The following is a 13932-nucleotide window of genomic DNA, read 5'->3' as shown; positions in this document are numbered from 1 at the left end:
AAGGATAGTGTGTTTCTGGGTACAATTTCAAGATGCAACCACATAGTGAGGTTCCCTCTGTTATTCTGGACTTGAGAAATCCAGAGGTAGAGGGGGAGTCCATGAGTGCAATGGGAATGCCGGGGCCGCATCCGGGCGGTGGCGGGCAAGGACGGTCCGGCAACGCCGCCCGGGACAAGCAGCGGCTCACCGAGCATCCGGTGTCCCTGGCGCGCATCGCCGCGCTCTTCCGGCCCCATCTGGGATCGGTGATTGCGGTCATGGTGCTGATCGTGGCAGCGTCGGTCATCGGCCTGGCCCAGCCGTTCATCATCCGCGAACTCATTGATGACGCGATTCCCAACAGCAATATCCGATTGCTGCTCTTGGGTGCCGTGGGACTGGTGCTGATCTCCCTGGCTACCGCGATTCTGGAAGTCGTCCAGACCTGGCGGGCAACCCTGATGGGCCAACGCGTCATGCATGGCCTGCGGACCGGGCTGTTCACGCACCTGCAGAAGCAATCCCTGGGATTCTTCACCAACTCGCGCTCCGGGGACGTGCAGTCGCGCCTGGTCAACGACGTGGGGCAGATGCAATCGGTGATTACCAATTCGGCCACGAGCATTGCCTCGAACCTGACCACCGTTGTGGCCACCGCCTGCGCGATGGTGGCGATCTCGTGGAAACTGAGCCTGATCTCATTGGTCGTGCTGCCGCCAGCGGTGCTGCTTGCCAAGCAAACCGCGAAACTGCGCCGCGCCGTGACAGGAAAGCGCCAGCGCGAGATGTCGAACCTGGCTTCGCTGATCGACGAGCGCCTGAGCATCTCCGGGGTCCGCCTGGCCAAGATCATGGGCACCGGAGCCGCTGATGCGGCGGCCTTCGGAGAGTCCAGCCACAAGCTCATCGACCTGGAAATGAAAAGCGCTTTGGCCGGGCGTTGGCGCATGGCCACGATGAGCATCATTTTCGCGGCCATCCCCGCGGTGCTGTACATCGTGGCGGGGCTGCCCGCCACCGGGCAGGGAATGAGCATCGGCACCTTGGTGGCCTTTACCGGGCTGCAGGCCGGAATCTTCCGTCCGGTCATGGGCATGATGCAGATTTCGGTCCAGTGGGTCTCGGCCTTGGCCTTGTTCAGCCGCGTCTTCGAATACCTGGATACGGACCAGGCGCTGCCGGTACCCCAGCGGCCGCGAGCGGTCGAACCCGGGAAGCTGCGTGGCGAAGTGCAATTGCGCAATGTCAGCTTCCGCTACCCCGAGGCTGACCGCGCCACCCTGGAACAGCTGGATTTGACCCTGGAGGCGGGAACAATGACCGCGGTTGTCGGTTCCACCGGTTCGGGAAAGTCCACCCTGGGGTCCTTGCTGCCCCGGCTGCTTGACCCTACCGAGGGCCAGGTATTGCTCGACGGCATTGACCTGAAGGAATTCGATCCTGAAGGCATCGCCCAGGCGGTCTCCGTCGTTGCCCAGGAAAGCTACCTGCTGCATGCTTCGATTCGGGAGAACCTCCTGTGGGCAGCGCCCCAGGCCACCGAGGAAGAGCTCTGGCAGGCGCTGGAAGCCGCGCAGATTGCGCAGCTGGTCCGCAGCCTGCCGCAGGGCCTGGAAACCCAGGTGGGGCAGCGCGGCCACCGTTTCTCCGGTGGCGAGCAGCAGCGACTGGCTATTGCCCGCACCATGCTGCGCAAGCCCAAGGTCCTGGTGCTCGACGAGGCGACCAGTGCCCTGGATACGGTCACCGAGGCTTTGGTGCAGCGGGCGCTGGACGAGCTCGCACTGGGGCGAACTACCTTGCTGATCGCGCACCGGTTGAGCACCGTGATGCGAGCGGACCGCATCGTCGTGCTAGAAGCTGGCCGGATTGCCGAAGCGGGAACTTTTGACGAGCTGGTCCAGCTTGGCGGGCAATTCGCCCAGCTGGTAGCCAAGAGCGAACTGGCCGAAAGGGCCAGCTAGCACTGGCCATCTTTCAGTCCCTGCTTTTCCAGCGAGGCCAGGATCTTCGGCAGCGCCGATTCCAATGCCGTGCGTTCGGAGGGGCTCAGGGAATCGAAAATGGTTTCACGCACGAAGCTCACGTGGGTTGGCGCGGCTTCCTCAATGGTCTTGCGCCCCTGGGCGGTGAGCGTAATCTGGTGCCCGCGGCGGTCGGTCTCATCTGAGCAGCGGCTGACCAGGCCCTTGGCTTCCATGCGGCGCAGCAGGTGGGAGAGTCGCGAGCGGTCCCAGCGCAATGCGGTCGCCACGTCGGCCGGGCGTAGACTTGGTTCGGTTGTTTCCGAAAGCACAGCCAGCACCGAGTATTCACCGGAGAGCATGTTCGAATCGCGCAGCAGCTGGCGATCCATGCCACTGGGGAACTGCCAGAGGAACTCGCGTATGGTGCGCCAGAGGTCCTGCTCGCTGTCGGTGAGCCAGCGGGTCTCTTCGCTCTTCATTCTCTTTCCTAACCATGTTGTCCCCATGGGGGACATTCAAAATATTGTTGACGCATCAATCATCTCCTGTATAGTGGAATTTAGCAAGAGAAGATGACGTGTCAACTAAATTGTTGGCCGGAGAACTCCAAGGAGAGCAACTTGTCGAAGATCGCTATCGTTACCGGTTCCACCCGTCCAGGACGTGTCAACCAGGGCGTCGCCCAATGGGTGCTGGCCGGGGCCCAGGAATTCGGTGGTGCCGACTACGAGCTGGTGGACATCGTCGAGTTCAACCTGCCGATGCTCGACGAGCCGTTCCCGGCCGCCTACCAGAACTACCAGAACGGGCACACCAAGGCCTTCGCCGCCAAGATGAGCGAATTCGATGGATACATTTTCATTGTTGGCGAGTACAACCACTCCGTCCAGCCTGCATTGGCCAACGCACTGAGCTACCTGAATGCAGAACTGAACAACAAGGCCGCCGGCATGGTCGGATACGGCTCCGCCATGGGCTCGCGTGCCGTGGAGCACCTGCGCGGGATCCTCTCGGAACTGCAGATCGCCCACGTGCAGAAGACCGGCATGTTCTCGCTATTCTCCGACTTCGAGAACTTCTCGGCTTTCGCTCCGACCGAACGGTCGGCCAACAGCGTGCAGCCCATGCTTGAACAGGTGCTCGCCTGGAGCAAGGCGATGCGCACCGTACGCGAAGGCGCCACGGTCAACGCCTAGACCGGTTGAAATCGGAGGGGAATGGAAAAGTGCATTGCGCCATTTCCATACCTGCCCAACTGCCATAGTCTCGAGGTGAATGGTTTATGCACGGGACTTCAAAATTCTTTGGAAGGAATGCGATGAGCGAGGAATATTCGACCAAGGGCGCCTACGTCACCGGCGGAGAATTCACCCGGGACACCAACTACATCCAGGACCGCATCGTCGCTGATGCCAGCGCCGAGCACTATGGCGAGGGAAACAGCCACAGCAAGATCGGGCATCCCAACGCGGGGCTTTCGGACGGGGCCCGGCTTTGGCCGGTGGAAGCTGGCCGCTACCATCTGGTCGCAGCCCGCGCGTGCCCCTGGGCCAACCGCACCCTGATCGTTCGCCGCCTGCTGGGCTTGGAAGACGCGCTGTCCGTCGGACTGCCCGGCCCAACCCACGACGCACGCAGCTGGACCTTTGACCTGGACCCCGGGGGCAAGGACCCTGTCCTGGGTACCGAGCGGGTCCAGGAGAACTACTTCAAGCGCTTTGCCGACTATCCACGCGGCATCACCGTGCCGGCAATCGTCGATATCCCCACCGGTGCGGTTGTCACCAATGACTACCCGCAGATCACCTGGGACATGTCCACGCAGTGGAAGGAGTTCCACCGGGAAGGCGCCCCGGACCTCATTGCGCAGGACCAGCTCGATGAGATGCTTCCGCTGATCAAGCGGATTTTCACCGAGGTCAACAACGGCGTCTACCGTGCCGGGTTCGCCGGGGACCAGCAGGCCTACAACGATGCCTACGACCGGTTATTCGCCACCTTGGACTACCTCGAAGATCGGCTGGGCACCCGCCGCTTCCTGATGGGTGATCACATCACCGAGGCCGATGTCCGGCTGTTCACCACGCTGGTGCGATTCGACCCGGTCTATCATGGCCACTTCAAGGCCAACCGCAACAAGCTCATCGACATGCCGAACCTCTGGGGCTATGCGCGGGACTTGTTCCAGACCCCGGGTTTCGGCGACACCATCGACTTCGAGCAGATCAAGGCGCACTACTACGTGGTGCATGAGGACATCAACCCGACCAGGATCATCCCGAAGGGGCCGGAGTTGGCGAACTGGCTCGAAGCGCCGGGCCGAGATGAGCTGGCCGAGAACGGTCCGTTCCTGAACGGTACAGCACCGGGCGAAGTCCGGGCCGACGAGCGGGTCCAAGCCGGGCACAACCCGTTGTACCCCGCCTAGGCGCGCTGGCGATCCGCCGCGGATCGGCTCAGGAGCCCGCTATTTCGAGGAGTCCTGGGCCGATCTGTCCTAATCGAAATCGAAGCCTTGCCCCTCGCAAGCTTCCTGGAAAGCGGACAAGTCAGTAATTTGGGGATCCCCGGATTCATCGGCGGCCACCGCAGCGCTGATCTGTTCGGTGGAAGCCTTCGCCCCATGATCAGCGGCTTTCTGCATATTCGTTGCGCCGATGCCCTCGGGGTCAACCAAGCCCCCGCCAAAATGCACGCAGGCGGTATGGCCCTGGGGATCGAGTTGGCGCAGCTCGTCAACCGAGGGGCCAGCGCATGCGGACAGGACCAGAACCAGGGTGGCCAATACAGGCAGGATTTTCTTCACATCCCAATCCTAGGCCTGGACCTGGCTGGATGCTGTGATCCATTGTGCAAGTATTCGCTGGCGACATGGCCCAATGCATGGAACCGAGTGCGGGCGTCAACGTGGCAGGATTAAAGCATGACGATCATTGCAGCTGCGGATGGATCAGCCCTAGGAAACCCCGGACCGGCAGGTTGGGCCTGGTACGTGGACCAGGACAACTGGGCCGCTGGCGGTTGGGACCACGGAACCAACAACATGGGGGAGCTCCAAGCGGTGCTCGAACTCTTCCGGGCCACCGAGCACCTGCCAGAAGAAGAACTCAGGATCCTGTGCGATTCGCAGTATGCGATCAACTGCATCAGCAAGTGGATGCCGGGTTGGAAGAAGAAGGGCTGGAAAAAGGCCGACGGCAAACCGGTCTTGAACCAGGACATCCTCAAGGAACTTGACCGGGCCATTGCCGGGCGCAAGTACACCTTCGAGTGGGTCAAGGGCCATGCCGGACATGAGCTGAATGAAGCTGCTGACGGCCATGCGCGTGCGGCTGCGACCGCGCACCAGCAGGGCTCTGTAGTAGAGGCCGGACCGGGCTACACCGCAGTCGGCGGCCCAGCGGCTTCCAAAGCTCCAGCGGCTGAAGATGCCGTGCTGGCACCCGGCGGGCAACCCGCCGCCGCACCGGAACCCGGCGTGGACATCGCGGCCACCGTCTTCGAACTGGAACAAGGTTTCCTCGACCCGCAGATCCGCACCAGTTTCGCGGAACTCAACGACTTCCTGCATCCGGGCTACCAGGAAGTGACTCGCCATGGCGGCCTGCTGGATGTGGCCACGGTCCGGGCCATGCTGGAATCCGGGGCGAGCCTGCCCAGTACCGGTGCGGTGCAGGTCCTTGCGGCCCGGGAAGTGGATGCCCAGATGGTGCTGCTCGCGTACCGCATGAAGCCTGCAGAGGGCCCGGTGCTTGTCGTATCTTCCTGGTGGCAGAGCACCGAAGGCGGCCTGAAGCTTCGGTTCCGCCAGGAAACGGTCGAGCAGACCGCATAGAAAACACGCTTAAAGCAGTGATGCCCGCCAAATGGCGGGCATCACTGCTTTAACGGTTTGGGATCAGTACTGTCCCGGGCGGGTTTCGATGACGCCCTTCTTGTAGTTGATCCGGTTGACCAACCAGGTCACGGCCCACAGCAGCACGCCGATGACCAGCAGCAGGCCGGCAATCTCGTACTGGACCCAGTCTTCACGCGAACGAGCCCAAGGGCCGGCAAGGAACAGGCAGAAGAACACGCCGAGGATCGGGATGATCGTTGGAGCGCGGAACGCATCGGGTTCCGGCTTGTCGCGGCGCAGCACCAGCAGGGCTACGTTGACTACGGCGAACACGCACAACAACAGCAGCGCGGTCGTGCCGCCCAGCGAGCCGACAATGCTGCTTCCGTTGCTCAAGTTCACGTAGACCACCAAGGCGATGGCCAGCACGGTGCTGAACAGGATCGCGGCCCATGGCGAGCGTCGGGTCGAATGCACCTTGCCCAGGAACTGCGGCAGCACGCCTTGGCGGGCCATGCCATAGAGCAGGCGGCTAGCCATCAGCATGTTCATCAGCGCGGTGTTGACCACCGCGAAGACGGTCAAGAACGGGAAGATCGCGTCAACTGGCAGGTTCGGCAGGCCAATGCGCACAACATCCAGCAGGATGCCGGCATCCGGGTTCTTCGGGTTCAGCAGATCGCCGGTCGGGATCACCATGATGACCGTGACGGCCACCAGCATGTAGATCAAGGCGCAGATGCCCAGGCCGATGAGCATGATCTTCGGGAAGGTCTTCTTGGGATTCTTGGTTTCCTCAACCAGGTTCACCGAATCCTCGAAGCCCACCATCGCGAAGAACGCAATGGCAGTACCCATGGTCACGGCGGCGAAGACGCTGCGGTCGGTGGGGGTCTCGAAGACCACCAGGCGGGAAATGTCACCCTGGCCCGAGGCGATCACCGCGAAGCCGATGCCGATGATCGCGGCCATGATGGCCAGCGAAACTATGGTCAGCACGAGGTTGAACTTCACGCTCTCGCCCACGCCGCGGAAGTTGATCACTGCGAGGATCACGATGATCGCAATAGCTGCCCACATGCCCGCTTCCGGGGTGTTGGGAACACCCTCGACAAACTGGCCAATGCCAATGAGCAGGTTGCGCCCCACCAAGGTGGCCGAGGTGGCGGCACTGGTGATGCCCGAGCAAGCCACGGTGAACGCCACCAGGAAGGTGACGAAGTGGATGCCGAATGCCTTGTGGATGTACAAGGCGGCACCGGCCGCGTGCGGGTATTTGGTCACCAGTTCGAGGTAGCTGAAGGCGGTGAGGGTCGCGATCGTGAAAGCGATCAGGAACGGCAGCCAGGCGGCTCCGCCCACCTGGCCGGCAACTTTGCCGGTGATGGCGAAAATTCCGGCGCCGATGATATCGCCCATGATGAGGAATAGCAGCAGCTTCGGGCCAATCACCCTGCGGAGTTCTGTTTCTTTGCCGTCGGTAACGGCCGTGTCACTGTTCACAGTCATGCGATCGAGATCATCTCCTTCAATTTTGTAGGCAAACATTACAACTTTAGGGTCAGCGCATGAAGTGGGCAAACCGGCTTCAAGGCTGGCTCACAGAACTTGGGGTCCAGCGGTAGTGAAATGTCGATTAGTGGCTTAAACAAGCCAATGCTGTGAGCTGACGTACCTATATGCTAGGTGTCGGGTCAGCGTGTGGAACTACCGGGCCATGGGATCGAAGCGGTTAGGGTTAGTTGATGAGAGACAAGCACTTTGAAGGATTTAGATGCAATCGGTGATCACTGAAGAGTTCGCGCCCCTGGCGGAAGCACTAGAGGCGCGAGCCGCTGAGGAAGAAGGCTATTCGGCGCAGCTGGCCGTGTACCACCGCGGCGAATTGGTGCTCAGCCACAGCGTTGGCGAGCACCTCTCTGGTGACGCGCTGACCTGCGTCTTCTCCTGCACCAAGGGCCTGGGTGCGCTGGTCGTGGCACTGCTCGTGCAAGATGGGCTGATTGATCCGAACGCGCCAATGGCCACCTACTGGCCGGAATTCGGGGACAACGGGAAAACCCAGCTCACCGTCGGCGAGGTGCTCAGCCACCAAGCGGGAGTGCTCGGCGTGCCCGGGGGCGTGCCCAGCGAGATCCTCCTGAACTCCGCCGAATACGCCAAGGTGCTCGCTTCCATGCCAAGCGTCTGGCCGCTGGGCCAGAACATTGTCGGCTACCACGCGATCACCATGGGCGTGCTCATGGAAGAACTGGTACGCCGGGTCACCGGCAAGGAACTGAAAGAAGTCTTCGAGGAGCGCATCCGCAAGCCGCTGGGAGCCGAAGCATACATCGGCCAGGACCCCGCGCTGGAATCGCGCTACCGCGATGTATTGCCGGGCGCTGACGCCGCACCGGAATTCTTCGATCCGTTCTCCCCGGCCGGGCTTTCGGTGAACTCGGCCTCCGGTTTCGCGCTGGAAAACGGCCCGGTCTACAACTGGCACGAACTGGCCAACGCGCCGCAGGTGCGCGAACTGGGCCCCGCATCCATGGGCGCGGTCGCCAATGCCCAAGGCCTCGCCGCAATCTATGCCGCCTCATTCGGTGCAGTGCCGGCACTGGGCGCCACCCGCGGATTCCTCACCGCCGACACCTGGTCCCAGGTTTCCACCGAGCTGGTCTACGGCCATGACCGGACCAACGGGCTGCTGCAGGCCTTCGCCCTGGGGTTCATGAAGGCCACCGCGCGCAACAACTATGGATCGATTTTCGCCTACGGCCATGACGGTGCGAATTCCTCGCTGGCCTTCGCCGATCCAGCCCACCAGCTGGGCTTCGGTTTCATCCCCTCGCGCAATGAAGGCGTCAAGGAGATCTCCACCGGGGTCAAGCTCAGCCAGCTGGCCCGCCAGCTGATCATGCAGAAGAACATGTCGGCCCAGGCTGCCGGCAGCAACGCGTAGTAAACCCATCGGGAATGGAACGAAGCAGGAGCGAAGTGAAGAAGTTTGTGGCACTAGGTGACTCGTTCACCGAAGGCGTTGGCGATGTGGATCCGACCCGGCCCAACCAGGTCCGCGGCTGGGCGGACCGGGTTTCGGAAGTGCTCTGCGCCGAAGGCGAATGGGAATACGCCAACCTGGCGGTGCGCGGCAAGAAGATCGGTCAGGTGATCAACCAGCAGCTGGACCAGGCGCTCGCACTGGCCCCGGACCTGGTCACCATCTATGCCGGCGGCAATGACATTCTGCGTCCGAAGGCCGACCTGGATGCGCTGATGCGCGGCTATGAAGGCATGGTGCGCCGCTTTGCCGAAGCCGGAAGCGCGGTCGTGCTGTTCACCGGTTTCGACACCGTGGAATCACCGTTGTTCTCCAAGACCCGTCCGCGCACGGCCATTTACAACGAGAAGGTTCGCGAAATCGCGGACGAGTACGGTGCGGTGATCGCCGATTACTGGCGGTGGCGAGAATTCTCCGATCTGCGCTACTGGGCGGTGGATCGGCTGCACATGAACGAGCTGGGCCACACGCTGATGGCCTCGAAGGTCCTTGACGTGCTCGGCACCCATCGGATCACCGAGGGAAACTGGTCCTCCAGGATCCAGCAGCCGTCCCTGCCGGAAGTGGCCGTGAACTCGCGCGGCGAAAAGCTGAAGCTGGAATTGGGCTGGGCCAGAGAGCATTTGGCTCCGTGGGTCAAGCGCCGGATCACCGGCACCTCGTCGGGTGATTCCTTGTCAGCGAAATATCCTGATTACATCCGTTTAACTGCCGACGCCAACTGAACGCATTTATGACTTTTCCGGACCCCGCTCCTGTTTGACCTTGGGGGCGGGGCAGGTAACATGGTGGTGTGCTGCAGGTCTCCGGCCGGCAGCGCGCGCCATAGACGGATGGCGGGAGAGTCCCGTTCACACCATGGACGGGCGCCGTAGGAGCAATTCCTCCCCAGGAAACTCTCAGGCACCCGTACCGCCATCATGAGGCAACTCTGGAAAGAAACCGGCCCGTTCCGGTTCACCGAAGGTGCAAGTGCCCGGCTTGGTTTGCTGGATGCGTAAAACTCTCAGGTTATGCAACAGGGATGGGGAGGTAAAAAGACCTTCCTTTGGCATGCGCCAAGACAGATCCCATGGAGATACCAGCACCATGACCATCACGCAGACTTCGGCACGAGCGAATACTGAATTCGTTTCACGCCATATCGGCCCACGTCCTTCCGACGTCACCACCATGCTTCAGACCCTGGGCTACGACAGCCTGGAAGAACTGATCGACACCGCCGTTCCGGCAGACATCCGCCAGGACTCCGCACTGGATATCCCTGATGCCCTGAGCGAAACCGAAGCCCTAGCCCACCTGCGTGCGCTTGCCTCGAAGAACGTCATGAAGACCCAGATGATCGGCCAGGGCTTCTACGACACCATCACCCCAGCTGTGATCCGCCGCAACATCGTGGAAAACCCAGCCTGGTACACCGCTTACACCCCGTACCAGCCGGAAATCTCCCAGGGCCGCCTCGAAGCCCTGCTGAACTTCCAGACCATGGTCATGGACCTGACCGGCCTGCCCATCGCCAACGCGTCGCTGCTGGACGAATCCTCCGCTGCAGCCGAAGCCGTGCTGATGATGCGCCGCGCCAACAAGAAGAAGTCCAAGGGCAAGACCGTGCTGGACTCCAACATCTTCCCGCAGACCCTCAAGGTCGTGCAGGGCCGCGCTGACGCACTGGGCTTCGAAGTCGAGATTGCCTACCTTTCCGCAGGCTTGCCAGAGGGCGAGATCTCCGGCATTGTCCTGCAGCAGCCAGGCAACGACGGCTCGATCGCGGACCACGCTTCGATCATCGCCGCCGCCAAGGAAGCCGGCGCCATGGTTACCGTGATTGCCGACCTGCTGGCCCTGACCATGATCACCCCTCCGGGCGAGCAGGGTGCCGATATCGCCGTGGGCAACACCCAGCGATTCGGCGTGCCGCTGTTCTTCGGCGGACCGCACGCTGCCTACATGGCCGTGGCCGATGGCCTGACCCGTTCCATGCCAGGACGCCTGGTGGGCGTTTCGGCCGATGACGCCGGAGTCCCTGCCTACCGCTTGGCCCTGCAGACCCGCGAGCAGCACATCCGCCGCGAAAAGGCCACCTCCAACATCTGCACCGCACAGGCCCTGCTGGCCATCTGCGCTTCGATGTACGCGGTCTACCACGGCCCAGCCGGCCTGAAGCAGATCGCCTCGCGCGCCAACAACCACGCCCGGGTCATCGCCAGCTCGCTGGTTTCCGGCGGCTACACCCTGGCTTCGGACTCCTTCTTCGACACCGTTGTGGTGAACGTCGAGAACGCCGATGCCATCATTGCCAAGGCCATCGAAGCAGGCATCAACCTGCGCAAGGTGGGCGAGACCCAGGTGGGCATCTCCACCGACGAGGCCACCACCTCGGGCGTCGTCAAGACCCTGCTTGAGGTCTTCGGCGCAGAGCTCTCGGCTCCGGAAGGCTTCGAGATCCCGGCCGGGCAGGTGCGCACCAGCGACTTCATGACCCACCCGATCTTCAACACCATCTCCTCCGAAACCCAGATGATGCGCTACCTGCGCCGGCTCTCGGACCGCGACCTGGCCCTGGACCGCACCATGATCCCGCTGGGTTCGTGCACCATGAAGCTGAACTCGGCCGCCGAGATGGAATCCATCACCTGGCCGGAATTCGCCTCGATCCACCCCTACGCGCCTGCAGCGCAGACCGAGGGCTGGCGCGAGCTGATCACCGACCTGGAAGGGCGCCTGACCGCAATCACCGGCTACGCTGGCGTTTCGATCCAGCCCAACGCCGGCTCGCAGGGCGAGTACGCGGGCCTGCTGGCGATCTCGGACTACCACCGTTCGCGCGGCGAAGGCCAGCGCGATCTGTGCCTGATTCCGGCCTCGGCCCACGGCACCAATGCCGCGTCGGCAGTGCTGGCCGGGATGCGCGTGGTGGTCGTGAAGACCGCAGCCGATGGCACCATCGACGCGAATGACCTGGATGCCAAGATCGAGGCCAACAAGGACGTCCTTGCAGCCATCATGATCACCTACCCATCCACCCACGGCGTCTACGACGCGGACGTGCGCGAGGTCTGCGACAAGGTCCACGCCGCCGGCGGCCAGGTGTACATCGATGGCGCGAACATGAACGCCATGGTTGGCTTGGCCCAGCCAGGCAAGTTCGGCGGCGACGTGTCGCACCTGAACCTGCACAAGACCTTCTGCATCCCGCACGGCGGTGGCGGCCCGGGCGTAGGCCCAATCGGCGTTGGCGAGCACCTGCTGCCATTCCTGCCAAGCGATGCTTCGGGCACCTACTCCGAGCGTGATGGCGTGCCGGTGGTGGCGACCGCTTTCGGCTCGGCCGGCGTGCTGCCGATCTCCTGGGCCTACATCGCGATGATGGGCGGGGACGGCTTGACCGAAGCCACCAAGCACGCGATCCTGAACGCGAACTACATTGCCAAGCGCCTGAACGAGCACTTCCCGGTACTGTTCACCGGCAACAAGGACCTGGTTGCCCACGAGTGCATCCTGGACCTGCGCGAACTGACCGCCAAGACCGGGGTCACCGCCGAGGACGTGGCCAAGCGCCTGATCGACTTCGGTTTCCACGCTCCGACCCTGTCCTTCCCTGTGGCAGGCACCCTGATGGTGGAGCCCACCGAATCCGAGGACCTGGCCGAGATCGAGCGCTTCATTGAAGCGATGATCACCATCCGCCAGGAAATGGACGAGGTCCTCTCCGGTGCCTACAGCATCGAGGAATCCCCATTGCGCAACGCTCCGCACACGGTCTCCGCCGTGGTCAACAGCAAGTGGGACCGCAAGTACTCGGTCGAGCAGGCGGCCTTCCCGGTCCCGGCGCTGAAGTTCGACAAGTACTTCCCAACCGTGGGCCGCATCGACGGCGCCGGTGGCGACCGCAACCTGATCTGCTCCTGCCCGGCTCCCGAAGCCTTCGAAGACTAAGGAAGAGTTAGAGATGACTGAGACTACCCAAGCACTCAAGCACACCGCGCTGCACGCGCAGCACGAAGCTCTCGGCGCCAACTTCACCGACTTCGGTGGCTGGGACATGCCGTTGAAGTACGGATCGGAACTGGCAGAGCACAAGGCCGTGCGCTCCACCGCTGGCCTGTTCGACCTGTCCCACATGGGCGAGGTCTACCTCTCCGGCCCGGAAGCCGGCAAGGCGCTGAACACCGCCCTGGCAGGGAACCTGGGCATCATGAAGGTCGGCAAGGCGAAGTACTCGCTGATCCTTGACGCCGAGGGCAAGATCATCGACGACCTGATCGTCTACCGCCTGGAAGAGGAGAAGTTCCTCGTCGTGCCCAACGCCGGCAACGCCCCGGTGGTTGCCGCCGAACTGGCTGCCCGCGCCGCCGGCTTCGACGTCGTCGTGGACGACGCTTCGGGCCGCCAGTCGCTGATCGCCGTCCAGGGACCGAACGCCGAGGCAATTGTGCGCAAGCTGGCCGCCGACGAGGCAACCGCCCAGGCTGTCACCGAGCTGAAGTACTACGCTGCGGTGAAGGTGGTGCTTGGCGGCATCGACGTGCTGCTGGCCCGCACCGGCTACACCGGCGAAGACGGCTTCGAGCTGATCATCGAAAACGAGGATGCGGCAGCCCTCTGGGAAAAGAGCGTTGAAGCCGGCAAGGACCACGAGCTGGTTCCTTGCGGCCTGGCCGCCCGCGACTCGCTGCGCCTTGAAGCCGGCATGCCGCTGTACGGCAACGAGCTGTCCCTGGAACGCACCCCGTTCGATGCCGGATTCGGCCCGGTGGTCTCCTTCAAGAAGGAAGAGGACTTCGTGGGCCGCGAAGCCCTGGAAGCGCTGCGCGGTGCGACCCCGCCACGCAAGCTCGTCGGCCTCAAGGGCCTGGGCAAGCGTGCCGGCCGCGGCGGCTACGCCATCGTCAAGGACGGCGCAACCATCGGTGAAATCACCTCCGGCCAGCCTTCGCCAACCCTGGGCTACCCGGTTGCACTTGGTTATGTCGACGCCGAATTCGGTGCAGTGGGAACCGAGCTGGAGGTAGACCTGCGTGGTAAGACTTTGCCTTTTGTCGTAGTCGAACTGCCGTTCTACACCCGAGCCAAGTAACGTTAAACATCAGTAGGGCTAA

General features: G+C 62.7%; 11 protein-coding genes and 1 riboswitch. Of the genes, 8 read left to right on the top strand and 3 right to left on the bottom strand.

Annotation, left to right across the window (positions count from 1 at the left end; translation table 11 throughout):
* Positions 1–101: 101 nt before the first annotated feature.
* Positions 102–1946, top strand: a complete 1845-nt coding sequence (locus tag AAZQ98_RS16470; protein ID WP_402695770.1) for an ABC transporter ATP-binding protein — start codon at positions 102–104, stop codon at positions 1944–1946.
* Here the strand turns inward: AAZQ98_RS16470 and AAZQ98_RS16465 are convergent.
* On the bottom strand, positions 1943–2428 hold the full coding sequence (locus AAZQ98_RS16465; protein ID WP_105659082.1) for a MarR family winged helix-turn-helix transcriptional regulator: 486 nt from the start codon (positions 2426–2428) through the stop codon (positions 1943–1945). The genes AAZQ98_RS16470 and AAZQ98_RS16465 overlap by 4 nt on opposite strands.
* Before the next feature lie 141 nt (positions 2429–2569).
* Between AAZQ98_RS16465 and AAZQ98_RS16460 the strand changes: the two genes are divergently transcribed.
* Together AAZQ98_RS16460 and AAZQ98_RS16455 are read left to right on the top strand one after the other, a co-directional pair.
* Positions 2570–3145: an NADPH-dependent FMN reductase gene (locus AAZQ98_RS16460; RefSeq protein WP_434693792.1), complete on the top strand. Its 576-nt coding sequence runs from the start codon at positions 2570–2572 to the stop codon at positions 3143–3145.
* A 122-nt stretch (positions 3146–3267) separates the two neighbouring features.
* The gene (locus AAZQ98_RS16455) at positions 3268–4377 is read left to right on the top strand and encodes a glutathione S-transferase family protein (protein ID WP_133834850.1); all 1110 of its coding nucleotides are present in this window, start codon (positions 3268–3270) and stop codon (positions 4375–4377) included.
* Positions 4378–4446: 69 nt separating this feature from the next.
* Here AAZQ98_RS16455 and AAZQ98_RS16450 read toward each other — a convergent pair whose 3' ends face one another.
* Positions 4447–4755 carry a hypothetical protein gene (locus tag AAZQ98_RS16450; protein WP_434693789.1) on the bottom strand — a complete coding sequence of 103 codons (309 nt, stop codon included), beginning with the start codon at positions 4753–4755 and terminating at the stop codon, positions 4447–4449.
* Between the two features lie 117 nt (positions 4756–4872).
* Here AAZQ98_RS16450 and AAZQ98_RS16445 point away from each other — a divergent pair, with 117 nt between their 5' ends.
* The gene (locus tag AAZQ98_RS16445) at positions 4873–5784 is read left to right on the top strand and encodes an RNase H family protein (RefSeq protein ID WP_426733661.1); all 912 of its coding nucleotides are present in this window, start codon (positions 4873–4875) and stop codon (positions 5782–5784) included.
* Positions 5785–5847: 63 nt separating this feature from the next.
* Here the strand turns inward: AAZQ98_RS16445 and AAZQ98_RS16440 are convergent, their stop codons facing one another.
* Positions 5848–7296: an APC family permease gene (locus AAZQ98_RS16440; RefSeq protein WP_402695774.1), complete on the bottom strand. Its 1449-nt coding sequence runs from the start codon at positions 7294–7296 to the stop codon at positions 5848–5850.
* 265 nt (positions 7297–7561) lie between these two features.
* Here AAZQ98_RS16440 and AAZQ98_RS16435 point away from each other — a divergent pair, with 265 nt between their 5' ends.
* The 4 genes from AAZQ98_RS16435 (at position 7562) to gcvT (ending at position 13910) form a co-directional block, all read left to right on the top strand.
* Positions 7562–8734 (top strand): serine hydrolase domain-containing protein, encoded by a 1173-nt coding sequence (locus tag AAZQ98_RS16435; protein ID WP_434693786.1) that lies wholly within the window; start codon positions 7562–7564, stop codon positions 8732–8734.
* Positions 8735–8769: 35 nt separating this feature from the next.
* Positions 8770–9558, top strand: coding sequence for an SGNH/GDSL hydrolase family protein (locus AAZQ98_RS16430; protein ID WP_434693784.1), 789 nt, complete (start codon positions 8770–8772; stop codon positions 9556–9558).
* Positions 9559–9660: 102 nt separating this feature from the next.
* Positions 9661–9758, top strand: a riboswitch (glycine riboswitch).
* A gap of 164 nt (positions 9759–9922) precedes the next feature.
* Positions 9923–12769 carry an aminomethyl-transferring glycine dehydrogenase gene (gene gcvP, locus AAZQ98_RS16425; protein WP_434693782.1) on the top strand — a complete coding sequence of 949 codons (2847 nt, stop codon included), beginning with the start codon at positions 9923–9925 and terminating at the stop codon, positions 12767–12769.
* Positions 12770–12782: 13 nt separating this feature from the next.
* The gene (gene gcvT, locus AAZQ98_RS16420) at positions 12783–13910 is read left to right on the top strand and encodes a glycine cleavage system aminomethyltransferase GcvT (RefSeq protein ID WP_365943140.1); all 1128 of its coding nucleotides are present in this window, start codon (positions 12783–12785) and stop codon (positions 13908–13910) included.
* The last annotated feature ends 22 nt before the right edge of the window (positions 13911–13932 follow it).

Origin of the sequence: Glutamicibacter sp. Je.9.36, from assembly GCF_051129975.1 — a bacterium.
Lineage (GTDB): Bacteria > Actinomycetota > Actinomycetes > Actinomycetales > Micrococcaceae > Glutamicibacter.
The sequence above is the reverse complement of the archived record's forward strand: the minus strand, read 5'-3'. Positions and strand labels throughout refer to the sequence as shown.